15 protein-coding genes and 1 pseudogene are annotated in these 17,660 nt (G+C 65.4%); 12 read left to right on the plus strand and 4 right to left on the minus strand.

Annotated features, from left to right (window positions below):
• Positions 1-277 precede the first annotated feature (277 nt).
• The 6 genes from THITH_RS03510 (at position 278) to pssA (ending at position 6,847) form a co-directional block, all read left to right on the plus strand.
• Complete coding sequence (locus THITH_RS03510) at positions 278-1,261, plus strand: lipoate--protein ligase family protein (RefSeq protein ID WP_051418608.1); 984 nt, start codon at positions 278-280, stop codon at positions 1,259-1,261.
• 541 nt (positions 1,262-1,802) lie between these two features.
• Positions 1,803-3,521 (plus strand): biosynthetic-type acetolactate synthase large subunit, encoded by a 1,719-nt coding sequence (gene ilvB / locus THITH_RS03515; RefSeq protein WP_006745875.1) that lies wholly within the window; start codon positions 1,803-1,805, stop codon positions 3,519-3,521.
• A gap of 15 nt (positions 3,522-3,536) precedes the next feature.
• Positions 3,537-4,031: an acetolactate synthase small subunit gene (gene ilvN / locus THITH_RS03520; protein ID WP_006745874.1), complete on the plus strand. Its 495-nt coding sequence runs from the start codon at positions 3,537-3,539 to the stop codon at positions 4,029-4,031.
• Positions 4,032-4,324: 293 nt separating this feature from the next.
• A complete protein-coding gene (ilvC, locus tag THITH_RS03525; protein ID WP_006745873.1) occupies positions 4,325-5,341 on the plus strand; it encodes a ketol-acid reductoisomerase in 1,017 nt (338 codons plus the stop codon).
• An 82-nt stretch (positions 5,342-5,423) separates the two neighbouring features.
• Positions 5,424-6,083 (plus strand): phosphatidylserine decarboxylase, encoded by a 660-nt coding sequence (locus THITH_RS03530; protein ID WP_006745872.1) that lies wholly within the window; start codon positions 5,424-5,426, stop codon positions 6,081-6,083.
• Positions 6,080-6,847 carry a CDP-diacylglycerol--serine O-phosphatidyltransferase gene (gene pssA / locus THITH_RS03535; RefSeq protein ID WP_006745871.1) on the plus strand — a complete coding sequence of 256 codons (768 nt, stop codon included), beginning with the start codon at positions 6,080-6,082 and terminating at the stop codon, positions 6,845-6,847. Before THITH_RS03530 ends, pssA begins: the two co-directional genes overlap by 4 nt.
• 81 nt (positions 6,848-6,928) lie before the next feature.
• Here the strand turns inward: pssA and THITH_RS18990 are convergent.
• Positions 6,929-7,117: pseudogene (locus THITH_RS18990) on the minus strand (hypothetical protein); the annotation flags it as partial.
• 202 nt (positions 7,118-7,319) lie between these two features.
• Between THITH_RS18990 and THITH_RS03540 the strand changes: the two are divergent.
• From THITH_RS03540 to THITH_RS03555, 4 genes are all read left to right on the plus strand, one after another.
• Complete coding sequence (locus tag THITH_RS03540; RefSeq protein WP_006745870.1) at positions 7,320-8,861, plus strand: 2-isopropylmalate synthase; 1,542 nt, start codon at positions 7,320-7,322, stop codon at positions 8,859-8,861.
• Between the two features lie 11 nt (positions 8,862-8,872).
• Entirely contained in the window at positions 8,873-9,685 is an 813-nt protein-coding gene (locus tag THITH_RS03545; protein ID WP_006745869.1) for a uracil-DNA glycosylase, read from the plus strand.
• Positions 9,686-9,749: 64 nt separating this feature from the next.
• Entirely contained in the window at positions 9,750-10,217 is a 468-nt protein-coding gene (rimI, locus tag THITH_RS03550; RefSeq protein ID WP_006745868.1) for a ribosomal protein S18-alanine N-acetyltransferase, read from the plus strand.
• A 177-nt stretch (positions 10,218-10,394) separates the two neighbouring features.
• Positions 10,395-11,069, plus strand: coding sequence for a tetratricopeptide repeat protein (locus THITH_RS03555; protein WP_006745867.1), 675 nt, complete (start codon positions 10,395-10,397; stop codon positions 11,067-11,069).
• 350 nt (positions 11,070-11,419) lie between these two features.
• Here the strand turns inward: THITH_RS03555 and THITH_RS03560 are convergent, their stop codons facing one another.
• Both THITH_RS03560 and THITH_RS03565 read right to left on the minus strand, forming a co-directional pair.
• The gene (locus tag THITH_RS03560; protein ID WP_006745866.1) at positions 11,420-13,183 is read right to left on the minus strand and encodes a beta propeller repeat protein; all 1,764 of its coding nucleotides are present in this window, start codon (positions 13,181-13,183) and stop codon (positions 11,420-11,422) included.
• Between the two features lie 98 nt (positions 13,184-13,281).
• A complete protein-coding gene (locus tag THITH_RS03565) occupies positions 13,282-14,346 on the minus strand; it encodes a hypothetical protein (RefSeq protein ID WP_006745865.1) in 1,065 nt (354 codons plus the stop codon).
• Positions 14,347-15,687: 1,341 nt separating this feature from the next.
• Between THITH_RS03565 and THITH_RS03570 the strand changes: the two genes are divergently transcribed.
• Entirely contained in the window at positions 15,688-16,083 is a 396-nt protein-coding gene (locus tag THITH_RS03570; RefSeq protein ID WP_006745864.1) for a VOC family protein, read from the plus strand.
• Here THITH_RS03570 and THITH_RS03575 read toward each other — a convergent pair.
• Positions 16,035-16,697: an AraC family transcriptional regulator gene (locus THITH_RS03575; RefSeq protein ID WP_006745863.1), complete on the minus strand. Its 663-nt coding sequence runs from the start codon at positions 16,695-16,697 to the stop codon at positions 16,035-16,037. The two genes, THITH_RS03570 and THITH_RS03575, sit on opposite strands and share 49 nt — an antisense overlap.
• A gap of 89 nt (positions 16,698-16,786) precedes the next feature.
• Between THITH_RS03575 and THITH_RS03580 the strand changes: the two genes are divergently transcribed.
• Positions 16,787-17,638: a DUF6544 family protein gene (locus tag THITH_RS03580; RefSeq protein WP_006745862.1), complete on the plus strand. Its 852-nt coding sequence runs from the start codon at positions 16,787-16,789 to the stop codon at positions 17,636-17,638.
• Positions 17,639-17,660: the final 22 nt, after the last annotated feature.

The following is a 17,660-nucleotide window of genomic DNA, read 5'->3' on the forward strand; positions in this document are numbered from 1 at the left end:
CGCACCCGAGCGCCATACCAGGCACGCCGGCGCCACGCCCACTACCCACGTTCCCCGGGGCCATTTAGGCTCGCTGCGGCGGCTTCTGTATGCTCTGACCGTCGCCGCAGCAGGCCCATGTGCATGAAACCCGAACGGATTCCCCACCGCTTCCTGGCCCTTTTTCCGACCTTCGTCCCGAAGCCGACCGGTCCGCAGGGCAATCACGAGGGCTGATTTCTTGACCCGTCCGCCGGCTCCCGTATTTCTGGATGCGGGCAGTCTTTCCGCCCCCGCGATGCATGCCTTGTACACCGGGATGACTGCCTGTACCCGCGAGTCGGATTCGATGCGGGTGCTCTGGCTGGTCAGCGCCGAGGCCCATGTGTCGGTGGGTGCGAGCCAGAATGCCGCGGCTGACCTGGATCTCGCGGGTTGTGCCGCCCAAGGCATCCCGGTGGTGCGGCGGTCCCTGGGAGGCGGTGCGGTCTGGATCGACTCCGACCAGCCCTGCTTCTTCCTGGTGCTGCCGCGCAGGGCCCTTGCGCGTGGTCATCGGCACCTGTTCTCGCTTGGTATGGGCCTCGCGGTGGCGGTGTTGCGGCAACTGGGGCTCGGGGACGTGCAAATGCGCAGCCAGGACATCTGGGTCCAGGGCCGCAAGATCATGGGAACCGGTGCGGCGACGCTGGAAAACGGCTGCGTGTTCGGTGCGAGTTTTCTCCAGCGTTTTCCGGCCGAGCGTTTCCTGGCCTGTGTCCACGAGCCGAGCGAAGGGTATCGGGATTGGGTTCTGCCGGCCTTGCGCGAGGGAGTCACCGATTGCGAGCACGAGCTGGCGCTGACGCCGGGCGTCGACGCCTTCCGTGCCGCCTTGCACACCGCACTGCTGCAGCGCTTCGGCGTGGCACCCGAGCCCGAGGCTCTGGATCCGTCTTCCCGCGACCACTGGATCGCCCGGGGACAGGAGGAACTGGACGAGATGGAGCAGGGCGAGACGCGGCCCGCGGTTCCGGGTGGCATCCGCATCAACCGTGCCAACCACGTGTTCGAGGCCCCGTCGCGCTGCGGACGCCTGCGCCTGCACGTGGCCGATACCCGGATCCGGCGCATCTGGTGCGAGGAACCGAGCATCGACCGCGTGCTCCAGGAGAGCGTGATCGGACTTGCGCCCGAGCGGCTGGTGCTGCGTGCGGGCCTCGGCTCCCGGCTCGCCCCCGGTCTGGTCGACGAGATCAGTTGCCGCATCGACGCGCTCTACCGCGGGATCCGCAATTCCTAGCAGCCTGTTGGACTTGGGCTGTTAACGTAAATGTCACGGCCTGTCTCGTGTCCCGGGCGACCCGTAGGGCGGAAAAGCGCAGCGTCATCCGCCATACGGCGTTCGTAGCGCCCCGGGCGCCCGCGGCAATCCGGGCGCCCGCTGGCGGATGACGGCCTTCGGCCTTTTCCGCCCTACGCCTACTGAAAAAAGGGTCCTGTCATTGCGAGCGAAGCGCGGCAATCCAGGGTGCGCCCACGAAATCCGTGCTTTATGGATCGCCACGTCGCTTCGCTCCTCGCGATGACGGATTAGGCAGCGTTTCCCTAGGGGGCAGGGGTGAGGGCAGCCGGCGGGCGGATCCTCCCCTGCATGGAACTCCCCGGCAGTGCACCCACGTACACGCGGGGTATCTGCGATGTCGTTCAGAAATGGCCAATATTCGTGCATCACGGAACCGTGAAAGTAAAGCCGTTTCGTATTACGATGTGTAGCCATTTTTGACCCGATGTCCGCGTTCGAACACGATCGCGCCGTTGACCCCTCAGGAACCATCGAAGCCATGTCCGAGACCTCCGCGAAGCCCACCGCCATCACCGGCGCCGAAATCTTTGTCCGCTGCCTGCAGGAAGAGGGTGTCGAGGTCGTATTCGGGTACCCGGGTGGCGCGGTTCTGCACATCTACGATGCGCTGTACCGGCAGGACAAGGTCTCGCACATCCTGGTGCGCCATGAGCAGGGCGCGGTGCACGCGGCGGAGGGTTACGCGAAGTCCTCGAATCAGTGCGGTGTCGCGCTGGTGACCTCGGGCCCCGGTGCGACCAACGCGGTGACCGGCATCGCCGACGCCTACATGGACTCGGTGCCGCTGGTCGTGTTCACCGGCCAGGTGCCGACCAACCTGATCGGCAACGACGCGTTCCAGGAAGTCGACACGGTCGGCATCACCCGTCCCTGCGTGAAGCACAATTTCCTGGTCAAGGACGTGAACGACCTCGCGACGACGATCAAGAAGGCGTTCTATGTCGCGACCACCGGGCGGCCCGGCCCTGTGGTGGTCGACATTCCAAAGGATGTGACCGCGCAAACCGCGGTGTTCGAATATCCGAAGCAGATTCGGATGCGTTCGTACAATCCGACCACGCGCGGGCACGGCGGCCAGATTCGCAAGGCGCTCGACCTGATCCTGTCGGCGCAGAAGCCGATGCTCTACACCGGCGGAGGCATCATCCTGGGGCAGGCGTCCGAGGCGTTGACCGAGTTTACCCGCCGCCTGGGCTACCCGATCACCAACACGCTGATGGGCCTGGGCGGTTTCCCGGCGTCGGATCCGCTGTTCCTCGGCATGCTTGGGATGCACGGCACCTACGAGGCGAACATGGCGATGCACTACGCCGACGTGGTGATCGCGATCGGCGCGCGCTTCGACGACCGGGTGACCGGTAACATCGAGAAATTCTGCCCCTACGCGAAGATCGTCCACATCGACGTCGATCCGGCGTCGATCTCGAAGAACGTGAAGGTCGACGTGCCGATCGTCGGCCAGGTCGAGCCGGTGCTGCGCGAGATGCTCCGGGAACTGGAGTCGATGAACCGCGAGCCCGACGCGGAGGCGCTGGCGGCCTGGTGGCGCCAGATCGAGGAATGGCGGGCGAAGGACTGCCTGAAGTTCGACCGGGCGTCGCCGATCATCAAGCCGCAGCTGGTCGTGCAGAAACTCTGGGAACTGACCGGCGGCGATGCGATCGTGACCTCGGACGTCGGCCAGCACCAGATGTGGGCAGCGCAGTTCTACCGCTTCGACAAGCCGAATCGCTGGATCAACTCCGGCGGGCTCGGGACCATGGGTGTCGGCCTGCCGTTCGCGATGGGCGCGCAGTTCGCGAACCCCGACGCGACGGTCGCCTGCATCACCGGCGAGGCCAGCATCCAGATGTGCATCCAGGAACTGTCGACCTGCCTGCAGTACCAGCTGCCGATCAAGATCGTGAACCTGAACAACCGCTACCTGGGCATGGTGCGGCAATGGCAGGAGTTCTTCTACCAGGGCCGCTATGCGATGTCGTACATGGACGCGCTGCCCGATTTCGTGAAGCTCGCCGAGAGCTACGGGCATGTCGGCATGCGCATCGAACAGCCGGGCGACGTCGAGGGGGCATTGCGCGAGGCGCTGGCGATGAAGGACCGGCTGGTGTTTCTGGACTTCATCACCGACCAATCCGAGAACGTCTACCCAATGATTCCGGCGGGCGCCGGCCAGAACGAAATGATCCTGGTGTAGGGGAAAGGGACCAGCATGCGACACATCATCAGTCTGTTACTCGAGAACGAATCGGGCGCGCTGTCGCGCGTGTCCGGCCTGTTCTCGGCCCGCGGCTACAACATCGAGTCGCTGACCGTCGCCCCCACCGACGATCCCAGCCTGTCGCGGATGACGATCGTGACCAGCGGTTCCGAGGAAATCATCGAGCAGATCACCAAGCAGCTGAACAAGCTGATCGACGTGGTGCGCCTGATCGACCTGACGCCCTACCGGCACATCGAGCGCGAAATGATGATGGTGAAGGTCAAGGTGGCCGAGGCCAGCGACCGCGAAGAGGCGAAGCGCCTGACCGACATCTTCCGCGGCAGCATCATCGACGTCTCCCAGGAAACCTATGTGATCGAACTCACCGGCCACGGGAGCAAGCTGGATTCGTTCCTGGAGGCGCTTCAGGGTTTTCCGGTGATGGAGGTCGTGCGCTCGGGCGTGATGGGCATCGCCCGCGGCGACGTGGCGCTGCACCTGTAAGCGATGCGGTTGGGCCGCAGCGTAGGGCGGAAAAGGCCGAAGGCCGTCATCCGCCGTTCGGCGCGGGGTCCGATCCGGACGCTTGGGTTCCGCAAACGCTGCATGGCGGATGACGCTGCGCTTTTCCGCCCTACCAGCCGGTCCGCGGGGACGGCTCCGTGCGCTCGAGCGATCTCGGCACGCGTGCGACAAAGCCCTATACTGGCGCGCGACCGGCCTGGGCTGGACTGGACGAATCTCACGGCCACCGCTGCGGCGGCCGTGTTCATTTTGGGCGACAAGGAAACACGAACATGAACCTCTACTACGACAAAGACGCCGACCTCTCGATCATCCAGGGCAAGAAGGTCGCGATCATCGGCTACGGCTCGCAGGGCCACGCCCACGCGAACAACCTTAAGGATTCCGGTGTCGACGTCACCGTCGGCCTGCGCCCCGGATCCGGCTCCCGCGCCAAGGCCGAACAGTCGGGCCTGAAGGTCGCCGATGTCCCCGAAGCGGTGGCCGCGGCCGACCTGGTGATGATCCTGACCCCCGACGAATTCCAGGCCCGGCTGTACAAGACCGAGATCGAGCCCAACCTGAAGCAGGGCGCGACCATGGCGTTCGCGCACGGGTTCGCGATCCACTACAACCAGATCGTGCCGCGCGCCGATCTCGACGTGATCATGATCGCGCCGAAGGCCCCTGGCCACACCGTGCGCAGCGAGTTCGTGAAGGGCGGCGGCATCCCGGACCTGATCGCGGTGTTCCAGGATGCCTCCGGGCGCGCCCGCGACACCGCGCTGTCGTATGCTTCGGCGATCGGCGGCGGCCGCACCGGCATCATCGAAACCACCTTCAAGGACGAGACCGAGACCGACCTGTTCGGCGAGCAGGCGGTGCTCTGCGGCGGTGCGGTGGAGCTGGTGAAGGCCGGCTTCGAGACACTGGTCGAGGCCGGGTACGCGCCGGAGATGGCCTACTTCGAGTGCCTGCACGAACTGAAACTGATCGTCGACCTGATGTACGAAGGCGGCATCGCGAACATGAACTACTCGATCTCGAACAACGCCGAGTACGGCGAGTACGTGACCGGGCCGAAGGTCATCAACGAGGAGTCGCGCTACGCGATGCGCGAGGCATTGCACCGGATCCAGACCGGCGAGTACGCAAAGGCCTTCATCCAGGAAGGCGCGACCAACTATCCCTCGATGACCGCGTACCGGCGGCTGAATGCGGCGCACCCAATCGAACAGGTCGGCGAGCGGCTGCGCGCGATGATGCCCTGGATCACCGCGAACAAGCTCGTCGACAAGAGCCGCAACTGATCCGCGGCGGCCCGGCCGCCCCGGCAGGTCGGGGCGGTTCCGTTCCCGCCGCCTCCAGCCGCGAATCCGAACCGAGTTTCCGATGTTTCCGATAGCGCCCGAAGGAAGGCTGTTCGTCGTCGGCACCGCATGGCTTGCGGTGATCACGCTGCTGTTCGGCTACACCGAGCCCGGGGCGTTTCTCGTGACGCTGGCGGTGGCCTTGCTGCTGGTGTTCCGCGATTTCGTGCGCCGGGATCCGCCGGCCAACGCGCTGGGGTTGCTGGCCCCGGTGGACGGTGTCGTGCAGTCGCTCGATCAGGGCACCGATCCGTTCACCGGCAAACCGGCGCAGCGGATCGTGATCCGCCAGCGGGCGTTGGGCGAATACCATCTGCATGCCCCGCAGGAGGCGAAGCTGCTGCGCCGCGCGTGGCCCGGCAGGGACACCGGCGATCCGGTCGATCCCCAGCTGAACGGTCAGCTCGGGTTTGCCTTCGAGACCGACGAGGGGCAAGGCTTTTCGCTGGCGTTCGACCTGCGCCGCTGGCCGCGCTTCGTTCGTGTCGGCGCGGTGACCGGCAGCCGGATCGGGCGCGGAAAGCGGCTTGGGTTCGCGGGATTCGGCAGCACCGTGACCCTGTGGGTTCCGGCCAAGTCGGCGCTGACGGCGAGGCCCGGGCAACGCGTGTTCGCCGGAATGGATCGAATCGGTGATCTGCCCGGACACGCGGCGCGACCAACCGGGGAACCCGGCGGATGAGCGCCGAGTTGCCTGGCGGACCCGAATCCGACGCGCGGCGTCGGCGCGGGGTCTTCCTGCTGCCCAACCTGTTCACCACCGGGGTGCTTTTCTCCGGGTTTTTCGCGATCGTCTCGGCGATCAACGGCGACTTCATGACCGCGGCGATCGCCGTCTACGTCGCGATGGTGCTGGACGGGCTCGACGGACGGGTGGCGCGGCTGACCAACACCCAGAGCGAATTCGGTGCCCAGTACGACTCGCTCTCGGATCTGGTCGCGTTCGGTCTCGCTCCGGCGCTGGTCGTCTACCTCTGGCAGTTGCACGAACTCGGGAATCTGGGCTGGGTCGCGGCGTTCTTTTACGCCACGGCCGCCGCGCTCCGGCTGGCGCGGTTCAACAGCCGTCTCGCGGTCGCCGACAAGCGTTTCTTCCAGGGGCTGCCGAGCCCGGCGAGTGCGGCCTTCGTGGTCGGTACGGTCTGGGTGATCGAGGACATGGGGGCGTTCGCCGAGAATCCGGCGGTGCTGATGGCGCTGGCGCTGCTGGTGGCGGTGCTGGCCGGTGTGCTGATGGTCAGCAACCTGGCCTATTTCAGTTTCAAGGACATGGACTTCCGCCACCGGGTGCCGTTCTTCGTGATGCTCGCCGTGGTCGGCGTGCTGATGCTGGCTGCGCTGGACCCGCCAAAGGTATTGCTCGCGGGCTTTACGCTGTACGCGTTGTCGGGGCCGCTGCTCACCTTGGAGCGCTGGCGGCGCCACCGTAGCCGCAAGTCGTCCTGAGCCGTGCGTCAGCGCCTCGGCCCCGGCGGGCAGGACGTCGGCCGCGAACCCGACCGGGTCAGCGTCCGACACTCGGTCCGTGTGGCCACCCCCGATGCTGAAAGAGGCGTAGGGCGGAAGAGGCCGAAGGCCGTCATCCGCCATCCGGCGCCTGGGGTGCCGCGGGCGCCGGGGATGCGCGAACGCCGAGCGGCGGATGACGCTGCGCTATTCCGCCCTACGGGTCGCCAGGGACACGAGACAGGCCGTGACTTTCACGCTAGCTGGCATGGCTCCGGGCCACCCCGAACGATGAAAAAGGTTAGCCACGGATGCACACGGATGAACACGGATAGGGTTTCAACCAAGAAACATCCGTGTGCATCCGTGGCAAAGAACGCCTTCGGCCCTTGTCCGTGCCTTCCGTGGTTGTATTTTCACGTTAAGCTACGCGGATACGAAAACGATCCCTCGAGTGGCGGAATAGCGAGACATGACCCAAGACCGACTGATCATCTTCGATACCACCCTGCGTGACGGCGAACAAAGCCCCGGCGCGTCGATGACGCGCGAGGAAAAGCTGCGCATCGCACACTTGCTCGAGAAGCTCCGGGTGGACGTGATCGAGGCCGGCTTCCCGGCCGCAAGCCCCGGCGACTTCGAAGCGGTGCGCGCGGTCGCGCGCGCGGTGAAGGACAGCCGCGTCTGCGGGCTGACGCGTGCCCGCGCCCCGGACATCGATCGCGCCGCCGAGGCGTTGAAGGACGCGACCGCTCCGCGCATCCACACCTTCATCGCGACCAGCCCGATCCATATGCAGCACAAGCTGCGCATGACCCCGGACCAGGTCGTCGAGCACGCGATCGCCGCGGTGCGCCACGCGCGCAACCACACCGACGACGTCGAATTCTCGGCCGAGGACGCCGGGCGTTCCGAGATCGATTTTCTGTGCCGGGTGATCGAGGCGGCGATCGACGCTGGCGCGCGCACGATCAACATCCCGGACACGGTGGGCTATGCGATTCCGCAACAGTTCGGGGCGACCATTGCGACCCTGCTGGAACGTGTTCCGAATTCGGACAAGGCGGTGTTCTCGGTGCACTGTCACAACGACCTCGGGCTGGCGGTCGCCAACTCCCTGGCTGCGGTGCTGAACGGCGCGCGCCAGGTCGAGTGCACGATCAATGCCCTGGGCGAGCGCGCGGGCAACGCTTCGCTGGAGGAGATCGTGATGGCGGTGCGCACGCGGCAGGACATCTTCCCGGTCGAGACCCGCATCGACGCCACGCAGATCGTGCCCTGCTCGCGGCTGGTGTCCAACGTGACCGGCTTTCCGGTGCAGCCGAACAAGGCGATCGTCGGTGCGAACGCGTTCGCGCACGAATCCGGCATTCACCAGGACGGTGTGCTGAAGCACCGCGATACCTACGAAATCATGCGTGCCGAGGACGTGGGCTGGAGCGCGAACCGGATCGTGTTGGGCAAGCACTCCGGGCGTAATGCGTTGCGTACCCGGCTGCTCGAACTCGGGGTCGAATTCGATAGCGCTCAGCTGGACGACGTTTTCGCGCGATTCAAGGATCTGGCGGACAAGAAGCACGAGGTCTTCGACGAAGACTTGCAGGCGCTGGTGTCGGAGGCGGCCCCCGAGGAATCCGACCGCTACCGCTTGCGCTCGCTGTACGTCTGTTCCGAAACCGGCGTCACCCCGCGCGCCGAGATTCAACTCGAGATCGACGATCAGCTGCGGTCCGGGGCTGCGGAAGGCAGCGGCCCGGTCGACGCGTCGTTCCAGGCGGTGGAGTCGATCGTGAACAGCGGCACCGAGCTGCTGCTCTACTCGGTGAACAACATCACCTCGGGCACCGACGCGCAGGGTGAGGTCACCGTGCGTCTGTCCCGGGGCGGGCGCATCGTGAACGGGCTGGGGGCGGATACCGACATTGTGATCGCGTCGGTGAAGGCCTACCTGCACGCATTGAACCGGCTGACCGTGCCGGCCGAGCGGGCGCACCCCCAGCACGACGGCGTCTAGGAACCGACCGGATGCCGCTGAGTCGGCGACAGCGCGAGGTTCTGCAGGAGCTGGGGATACCCGTCTGGGTGCCGCGCGAGCGCCCGGACCCGCCGGCAACGCTCGCCGGCACCGACGCTGTGGAGGGCCGTAGCAACGCAATGCCGGGGCCAGCGCCGGAGCAGCCGGAAATACCCGTGCCAGACATCGGGGACGAACCCGCGCCGCGTGCCGACGATACCCCGGCGCCACCGTCCCCTTCGGCCGAAACCCTGCCGCCCGTGGCACAACTCGAGTGGGAGGCCCTGCGCGCGCGGGTCGCGGCCTGCGAGGCCTGTGCCGAACTGGCGGCGCGACGCACGCAGACCGTATTCGGCGTCGGCGACCCCGACGCCGACTGGCTGTTCATCGGCGAGGCGCCCGGGGCCGAGGAGGATCGTCGCGGGGAGCCGTTCGTGGGGCGCGCGGGGCTGCTGCTCGACAACATGCTGGCGGCGCTGGGGCTGAGCCGGGGCGAGAATGTCTATATCGCCAACATCCTGAAGTGCCGCCCGCCGGGGAACCGCGATCCCAAGGCCGAGGAGGCCGCCGCCTGCCGGGGATACCTGGACCGGCAGATCGAACTGATCCGTCCACGGGTGATCGTCGCCGTCGGCCGGGTGCCGGCGCAGGCATTGCTGGCGACCGACGCTCCACTGGGCCGGCTCCGGGGCCGCGAACTCGAGTACGGCGGTGTGCCGCTGGTGGTGACCTATCACCCTGCCTACCTGCTGCGTTCGCCGACCGAGAAGGCCAAGGCCTGGCAGGATCTGCTGCGTGCCCGCGCATGTCTGGCTGCGGACTGAGCATTGTCGACTCCCGCCTGCGCGCGGGCTGTTGTGGCCCGGGGAGCGTGGAAACCGTCGGTCGATGAACGCGCGCGTCGAACCCCAGCCCGTGGTGCGCCCGATGCGGCCCGAAGACATCGACCGGGTCATGGAGATCGAGCGTCGTGCTTACCCGTTTCCCTGGACCGAGGGCATCTTTCGCGATTGCCTGCGCGTCGGCTACGACTGCCGGGTGCTGGAACTCGATCGCGATCTGGTCGGCCATGCAGTGCTGACGCTGGCGGCCGGTGAGGCACACCTCTTGAACCTCTCGGTCGACGTGCGCCGGCAGCGGCAGGGGCTGGGCCGGTTCCTGTTGCGGCGCCTGATCGCCGACGTGCGGTGTCGGGGAGGCGAGACCGTGTTCCTCGAGGTGCGTCCGTCCAACGTGGCGGCCGTCAAGCTGTATCGTTCCGAAGGTTTCGCACACATTGGCACGCGTCCCCGCTATTATCCCGGGGAACAGAGCCGCGAGGATGCCTGGGTGTTCTCGCTGCGGACGGCCCCTTGAGCAACCCCCGGACGGGGCGGGGTCCGGCTCCGGGTGGAGCCGGGCGCGGGATGTCTCGGTAGCAGCGCGTCTGCAACGGATGAGGCCTTTGCGGTGGCTCCGGTTTGCGGCTAGTCTCTGGCGATCAGTCAATGGGTTGGTCAACACATCCAGAACGACATTCAGGAAGGTGCAGGCATGAGCAACAGGATTCCCGGGGTACTGGCACTGGCCCTTTTCCTCGCCGGTGGTTTCGCTTCGCCGGTGCTGGCGCAGGCACCCAGTGCGGAGGAACGCCAGCAGGAGTTGCTGCGCATCTGGTACGAGATCCGCGAAGGAGCCGCGTCGAAAGGCGAGGTGGAGGCCAAGTACGATGTCGGTGTGGCCAACTACCTGGGACGAGGTACGGCCGAGGATCCGCGGCAGGCGGTGCGCTGGTTCCAGCGTGCGGCCGACCGCGACCACGCCGACGCGCACCATTATCTCGGCTACATGTACGCGGTGGGCCTGGGGGTCGAGGCCGACCCGCAGAAGAGCCTGGAGCATTACCGTCTTGCAGCGGACCTCGGGAATGCCAGTGCGCAGTATTCCGTGGGTCAGGCCTACGAGTTCGGGCAGGGCGTCCGTGCCGACCTGCGTGCTGCGGCTCGCTGGTATCGGGCCGCAGCCGAACAGGGGGAGGCGCGGGCGCAGACTCGCCTGGGCGATCTGTACCTGGTTGGACGCGGCGTGGACCGGGATGCCGAAGAGGCGTATCTCTGGTATGGCCTTGCACGCAACGAGGAACGCATGGCTGAGGCCCGCCAGCGCTTGACCCGCAGCCAGATTGCCGCCACCGACGAGCGCGTACGTGCACTCAGCGCAGCCCGCTGACCGGCCAGTGTGGGGCGGCGATGGCCGTCTCCCCCGTCCCCCCGGCAGAACACTTGCCTGAAGCTGGGGGCGGATTGGGACGCAGGCGTATCCTCACCTGTCCCGATGTATGAGCGGCTGCGTCATGAGTCGTGACGCGGTCGTACTATAGAACGCGGCTTTCGCCAATAATTGTTTGGCACACTCGACCCATCCGCTAGATCCGGCAAGTGGGCCATGCGGGACGGTCGGCGTCCATGGGGTACAGCCCGGCGCGTCGAAGCGAGTGATCGTCAACCTGTTGCAAACGTTTTCTTTGCACGCCAGCGTAGGTGCCGGAGCGATCGGGTGAAGAATTCCCCGCAGGCCCGCTAGTATTGCGTGTACCGGATTCCGGTGGATTCCTCGCGCATCTCCCGGTACCAGTTCCCATCAATTCGCAGCCAGCGCTCCGTCGTTTCCATTTCGCGTTCCGGTTGCGAGAGCCGGTGCCCTCGAAACTCCCGCTCGGGAACCGAGGCTGTGAACCGGATATGTACGTCGGCCAATGGGCCGTTCTGGTCGATAGCGGTGATTTCGACATGGTGGTAGTGGATCAACCCCATGCGCTGCCTGTAGAGGGGTTGCGGCCAGCGGGCGCGGAAGAACGGGTCGAGATGCTCGTGTGTCGTTTCGAAATCGTGCTGGCGCATTGCCTCCCAGTAAGTCTTTACACGCTTGCGCAGCGAACTCTCGGCGGTATCTTCGGGATCTTCGGCGGGAGTCAACGCGGGCAGGTCTGCATGGCGCACTTCGTGCTGAACGAGCACTTTGCCGGTGAGAGTGTCATCGAAGCGCTCGCTGATCCAGGAATATCCGGAAGCGCTTGGGAACAGGACCCCACTTTGCGGAGCCAGCCGCTCATTGCGATCGGAGGAGGGCGTGTTCAGCTGCAACGAGACCCAGGTTCGACCGGCATCGGTACTGTGGGCGCCCATGATGGAGGGGCGGATGGTCGCCCAGTCCTCCCAGACCACTAGGATTTCGTCGTTCCCTGGGCCGAATGTTACGCCGGGGTTGCGCGCATGGAATGCGCGCCTGTCCCCGGGGCGTAGCCGCTGCGGCTCATCCCAGGTTTCGCCATTGTTCGCCGACAGCACCAGGTACACGTCCTCGCGTGCTCCCGGATCCTGAAAGCGATAGCTGCCGCTAAGCGCCAGGGCAATGTGCGTGCCGTCGTGTGTAGCGATATCCAGGTGGGATACGTCGAGCCCGCGGAGCGATTCAACGGAAAATGCTTGCCAGGAATCTCCACGATCATCGGACCATGCGCCTTCCAGAAGGAACTCCGTTCCCCGCGAGCCATATTGTGCTACCCAGACGACGAACCATCGGTCTCCGCTGGAGAACGTCCGGAAAATCGGGGTCATCCGTTGAGGCGACGCGACGACTTGGTGAGGGGTGAATTCCTCCATGTCGCCCTCCAGTCGGCGCATCATGATTTCGATGCGATCGTCATTGCGGAGCCAGGTGAATACGCCGACATCGTTACCCGATCCGAGGATCCAGCGGGGAAAAAAACCCGGGAACACCCCATGCGTGGTTACGCGTCCAGAATGGTCGTCCCGCGTTTGGAGAAAAACCCGGTAGCGGTCTTCCGGCCCTGGTCTCCCTGTTTGGTCCGCATACCAGAGCACCAGTGTTTTGTCGCCCTTCCGTGCGAACTGCAGACGGGTCAGCGGCGGAAAGGGGGGCTCTATGCGTTGAACGTCGTCCGGTGTTCGGCTATTCAGCAGGCGCAGCTGCCGGGGCGTGGATGTGTCTCGCCAGAGCAACCCCATGTCTTCCCCAAGGGGCGCGAGGTGTAATCCCGATGGTCGCTCACCCTCCTCGGGCGAAGCGACCGCCATGAGTGTGCCGCCGGGCTGTCGCAGCGACAGTTCGCCGTTGGGGCCATAAAATGCAAGCCACAGTCGCTGCCGGGAATCCTGGCGTGCAGACCAGACTGCGCCTGCATCCAGTACCGGGGTCAGTTCCTCGCTTTCGATTCCCCCCTGCGCGGGCTTCGCGGGAGAGGTCGCTGCAAGTCCGGAAGGCAGGTATGCGAAGGAAAGCCCCCAGAGAACCAGCAGGGAAACATGAAGGAATGGCATCATCAGGCCGCCTGAAAAATCCCCAGTGCCACCCACCAAAAAGGGGCACCGGGGAATTAGAGTGAAGCAAGGGAATTGGAGTGAAGTAGGCGTGTGAGCGGCTACTCAGGGTACATGCCGCGTATGCCCCGCATCTGGTAGGCATTGTTGAAAACACCACCAATCGGCTCGCCGTTGAATGTCGCCCCCTTGTTGTATTCAAGCTTGATCACGTTCGCGGTCACGGTGGGTACGGTTCCGGGCAAGTCACTGTCCGGCGGAATGGTTGCCAGGTAGGCCCAGCCACCATGCTGAAGGGCAGTGGCAGCGGAACTCGACAGCATTGATTCAATGTCGACTGCTCCTATACAGGTGACGTCCTGAGGTACAAAGCCGGGGATCGGATTCGCGTCGCGGTCATACCCCGCGACATCCGGATCCTCTACCCACGGAAAAACCCTCATTCGACTTTGCGCGTTGACATTCGCCATTTCTGTTGTGACGGGTGTCACGAAAAACCGCGTTACAAATTCGGTCGTTGGCATGAAGGTGAAACGGCCTGTCGGTACCCCTAAGGTAAATGGGAGGCGGTTTCCGAGTGCGAAAGGCGCCAAATCCACCGTGCCCCCGGCACCTTTATCCTCGAGCGCCTGGTAGCCCCAGGCGGCCCCACTGCCGAACTCGAAGACAAAAGCCTCTCCATACAGATACGGAGCGGGAAACGTTGCGCCGGTGTCGTCGTTGTTGTTGTGGATCACGCCGTAGGCACGCACCGGCTCCAGCCCGGAAAGTGAAGCCCAATCCTGTGCGCCACTGTCCCAGTTGTTATTGTTGGAGGGGTCGTTGAACAGCACTCCGCGGGTAGCCGAACCGAAGTGGCCGCTGACATCGAAGCTCTGAACGTCATTGGTTGCAGAACTGAGAATGGTCGTGGGGGTGCGGGAACACAAGGCGTCGTTCATGACCGCTGTAGCACCGGTCTTGTACATATAGGTGTAATGCAGCGCGGCGTCTCCGCCCCCGGGGTGGCCAGGTGGTGTGGTGTTGGCCACGGTCAGAATGGTCGTGACTGTCGCGCTGCCGACGATGTACGGAAAGATCAGTTGGGACGCTTGCGCGGAGGATATCCCGCCTAGGATTCCAACTGACAACGCTGCGCTTGCAAAGACTCGGACTGTGGGCGCCATGTCGACCCTCCACGGATCATTTGCCTTGCACCTTGGCGCCAGAAGATCGGCCGCGATGCGGGCAGTTGTGAGTGCCAAACGCTCGTTTTTATTCAATAGCTCATTAAACGTGAATAGGCAAGGGGTTTTTGTCGGGAGCGAATGGGTCCGGTCTCGCCTCGTGGCATCCGGGGTAGTGGACCGCGGCTTGGGGTCCTTGCTCGGTATTCGCTCGGTCCGGACCGCATCGGGCGGTCCGGTGCTTCGGGGTGCGCGCGTTCGTTGCTGCTGGTCCCTGCCACGGCCCGAATGGGGTCACGACCACTCCCGGCCCCCACGACCACCGCGTCCATGGTATGCCCGCGTCCAGAGAAGCTCGTGCGGCAAAGCGCCGTTGGTTCCGACGTTCATCTCTGTACAACAAGTAGTCCCTTTCTGGAAGCGTCGGTTCTCCCTCCTATACTCGTACCATGCTGACGATGGGAGCTGCGTGCCATGAAGAATCGACGGACCGTGTCCCGAATCGGATTTCCCCTCGTTGTGGCCGGGGCGATTGCTCTAGCAGGCGTCACCATGGGCCAGGCGCAGACAGGGCCACCGTCGGGCAATGTGAACGCCACGAACGAGGATGGCCACCAGGTTGCGTCCCCGCCGAGCCGACTCGATTCCAGTGGGCGCTGGTGGAACAGCCGTACCAGTATCGTGAACGTCGGCACGAGCACTGCGCTGGAGCCGGGCGACACACCGCCCCCGCGCAGGACTCCTGCTGGCGCTGAGCGAGGCGAAGGGCAATAGCTCCCCTGCCTCGTGCTTGCCGCCGCCGGAAGCGGGGCGCACGAGTCGGTGAGCGGGGAAACGCGCAGGGAGGCGCGACCCTCTTTGCGTGCGCTCGGCAGAAGGCACGGACCTCCGGATCCACGGCCGGCTCGTCGGGCACGATCAGCACGCCGGTCCGGCCGTCGTCGCCGAGGATCAGCGCGAGCTCATGGCCACGCGAGCGGGGATGATGGGCGAGCCACGCATACGGGGGCTCGAACACGCCGGACTCGCACGAGCCAGCCGCCCGGTTGACGATCGAGTGCGGAAACTCCGTCGCCGGGCTTCAGAGAGCGTGCCGCCGCATCGGATCGGCGGTCAAGGCGCGGTCACGACGCACAGTGCACGCATGGCGCAAATCATGGCTCATGCTGCTACCTCCCACCGGTTCCTCGATGGTGACCAGCGTATAGGCCGCGGCGGACCCCAGCGATAGGATGTCGCAGAATGTGCGCTTACGGGCGGTCGGCCTGTGTCGCGATCGTTCAAGACGTCGGGCGAGCATCGGGATAGATTGGTTCGCGATCCAAGCCACGGGAGAAGCCAGTGAAGTTTCGCTACACGATCCTTTATGTCGGTGATGTCGCCGCCACGCTCGATTTTTATGGCCGCGCGTTCGGGTTGGAAACGGCATTCCTTCATCCGTCGGGCGACTACGGCGAGCTCTCGACGGGCGAGACGAAGCTGGCGTTTTCGTCCCGCCGACTGATGCAGCAGCTCGGGAAGGCTCCCGGCAGGCCCGACGTCAAGACGCCGGTGTTTGAGCTGGCCTTGGAGACCGATGACGTGCATGCGGCCCTGGACCGTGCATTGGCGGCAGGTGCGGCCCTGGAGCAGGAGGTGCGGGAAGAGCCGTGGGGGCAAACCACTGCCTACGTCAGCGACGTCAACGGCTATCTGGTGGAAATCTGTTCGCCGGTCCAGTTGCCAAGTGCCGGTTGACGCAACGTGTTCAGCACCTTGGGCTGACGGCGCAGGCCGCCCGGCGTCTGGCTGAACCAGCGCACGAATTCGCGCGTCATGTGGGCCTGATCGGTGAATCCGGCGGAATGGGCCACATCGGTCAAGGAGGTGTGGTCCGCGAGCATGGCGGTTGCACGACGTGCTCGCGCCAGGAGGCGCCAGTAATCAGGAGGCGGTAGTTGCAACCCCGCAAGGTGCCGCTGCAGGGTTCGCACCGATGTGCCGAGGCTCCTGGCCGCGCCACTCACGCTGATTCCTGCAAGCGCCAGCGCGTCGATCACCGCACCAACGTCGTCAGCCGCACCGATGTCATGGCTCAAGGTCTCGAGAGCGGCGGCAGGGTCGGCGGCGATTGCGTCCAGTACCGGTTGATCCACCGCAGATCCCGGGCGGAGCCGGTAGCCGGTGATCTGCGTCCCGCGCGGCAGCGCGACGTGGCGGGGGCGGAAATCGAACGACGTCAGGGTGACGAACGCCCGTGCTCCCGGTGGGTCGATGAGCAGCACATCGCGGCAGCCATCGGGGAAGACCGTCACCGGCTCCGTTTCCACCGTGTGGTAGGACCACTCAAAAAAGACGCTGCCGGCGACCATGTCGCATGCTATAGCAACAGGGCAGCCGGAAAGATGGATTGCGTTGGCGCCACCTTGGGTTGCCCTACGCAGAATGTTCGGAGGATTGGATGGCGCTCGCGCGGTTTGCGCTCAAGACGGTGGGATGGGTCGCCGTGGTTGCAGGGGTGACGGGAATCGCGATGGGCCTGTGGACCAGTGCCCGCGACGTCCGAAACGCGCAGACGGTCTGGGACGCGTTGCTGAGCCAGCGGGAACTCGCGCCCAGGCACTACGACCCGGCCATGGTTGCCGATCTGCCCGAGACCGGACAACGCTATTTCGCGAATGCCATCGCGCCGGGAACGCCGCTGCACAAGGTGGCTCGGCTCGAAATGGAAGGCTCGCTGATCCTGAATGGCCGCGAGCTGCCCATGCGCGCCGACCAGATCCTGGCCCCGCCGCACGGGTTCGTCTGGCGCGCACGGGCCGGCGCGGGTTGGATCCGCTTCTCGGGCTCAGATGGCTATTGGAGCGGCCACACGAGCTGGACGCGCTTCCGGTTGTGGGGTGTGCTGCCGGTCGCCCGGATCGCGGACACCGAGGACCACGGCCGCGCCGCCGCTGCGCGCATGGTGATGGAGACCGTGTGGGCACCGGCCGCGCTGTTGCCGCAGTCCGGGGCGGTATGGACGCAGACGGGGACGGATCGGGCGAAGGTTCGGTTCCCGGAGGTGCCCGGCGTCGAGCCGATCCACCTCACCTTCGACGCCGCCGGCCGGGTGCTCGAGATGACCACGCTGCGCTGGTCCGACGCCAACCCGGAACGGACCTATCGCCTGCAACCCTTCGGCGGGCGGATGCTCGCGTACGGCACCCATCAGGGCTTCACCATCCCCACCACGATGGAGATCGGTAACCTCTACGGTACCCCCGAGTACGCCCCGTTCTTTCACGCGCGGGTCACCCGGGTGGAGTACTGAGCGGTGTGGCCAGCAGAATCTC

It is taken from the genome of Thioalkalivibrio paradoxus ARh 1 (genome assembly GCF_000227685.2).
Lineage (GTDB): Bacteria > Pseudomonadota > Gammaproteobacteria > Ectothiorhodospirales > Ectothiorhodospiraceae > Thioalkalivibrio > Thioalkalivibrio paradoxus.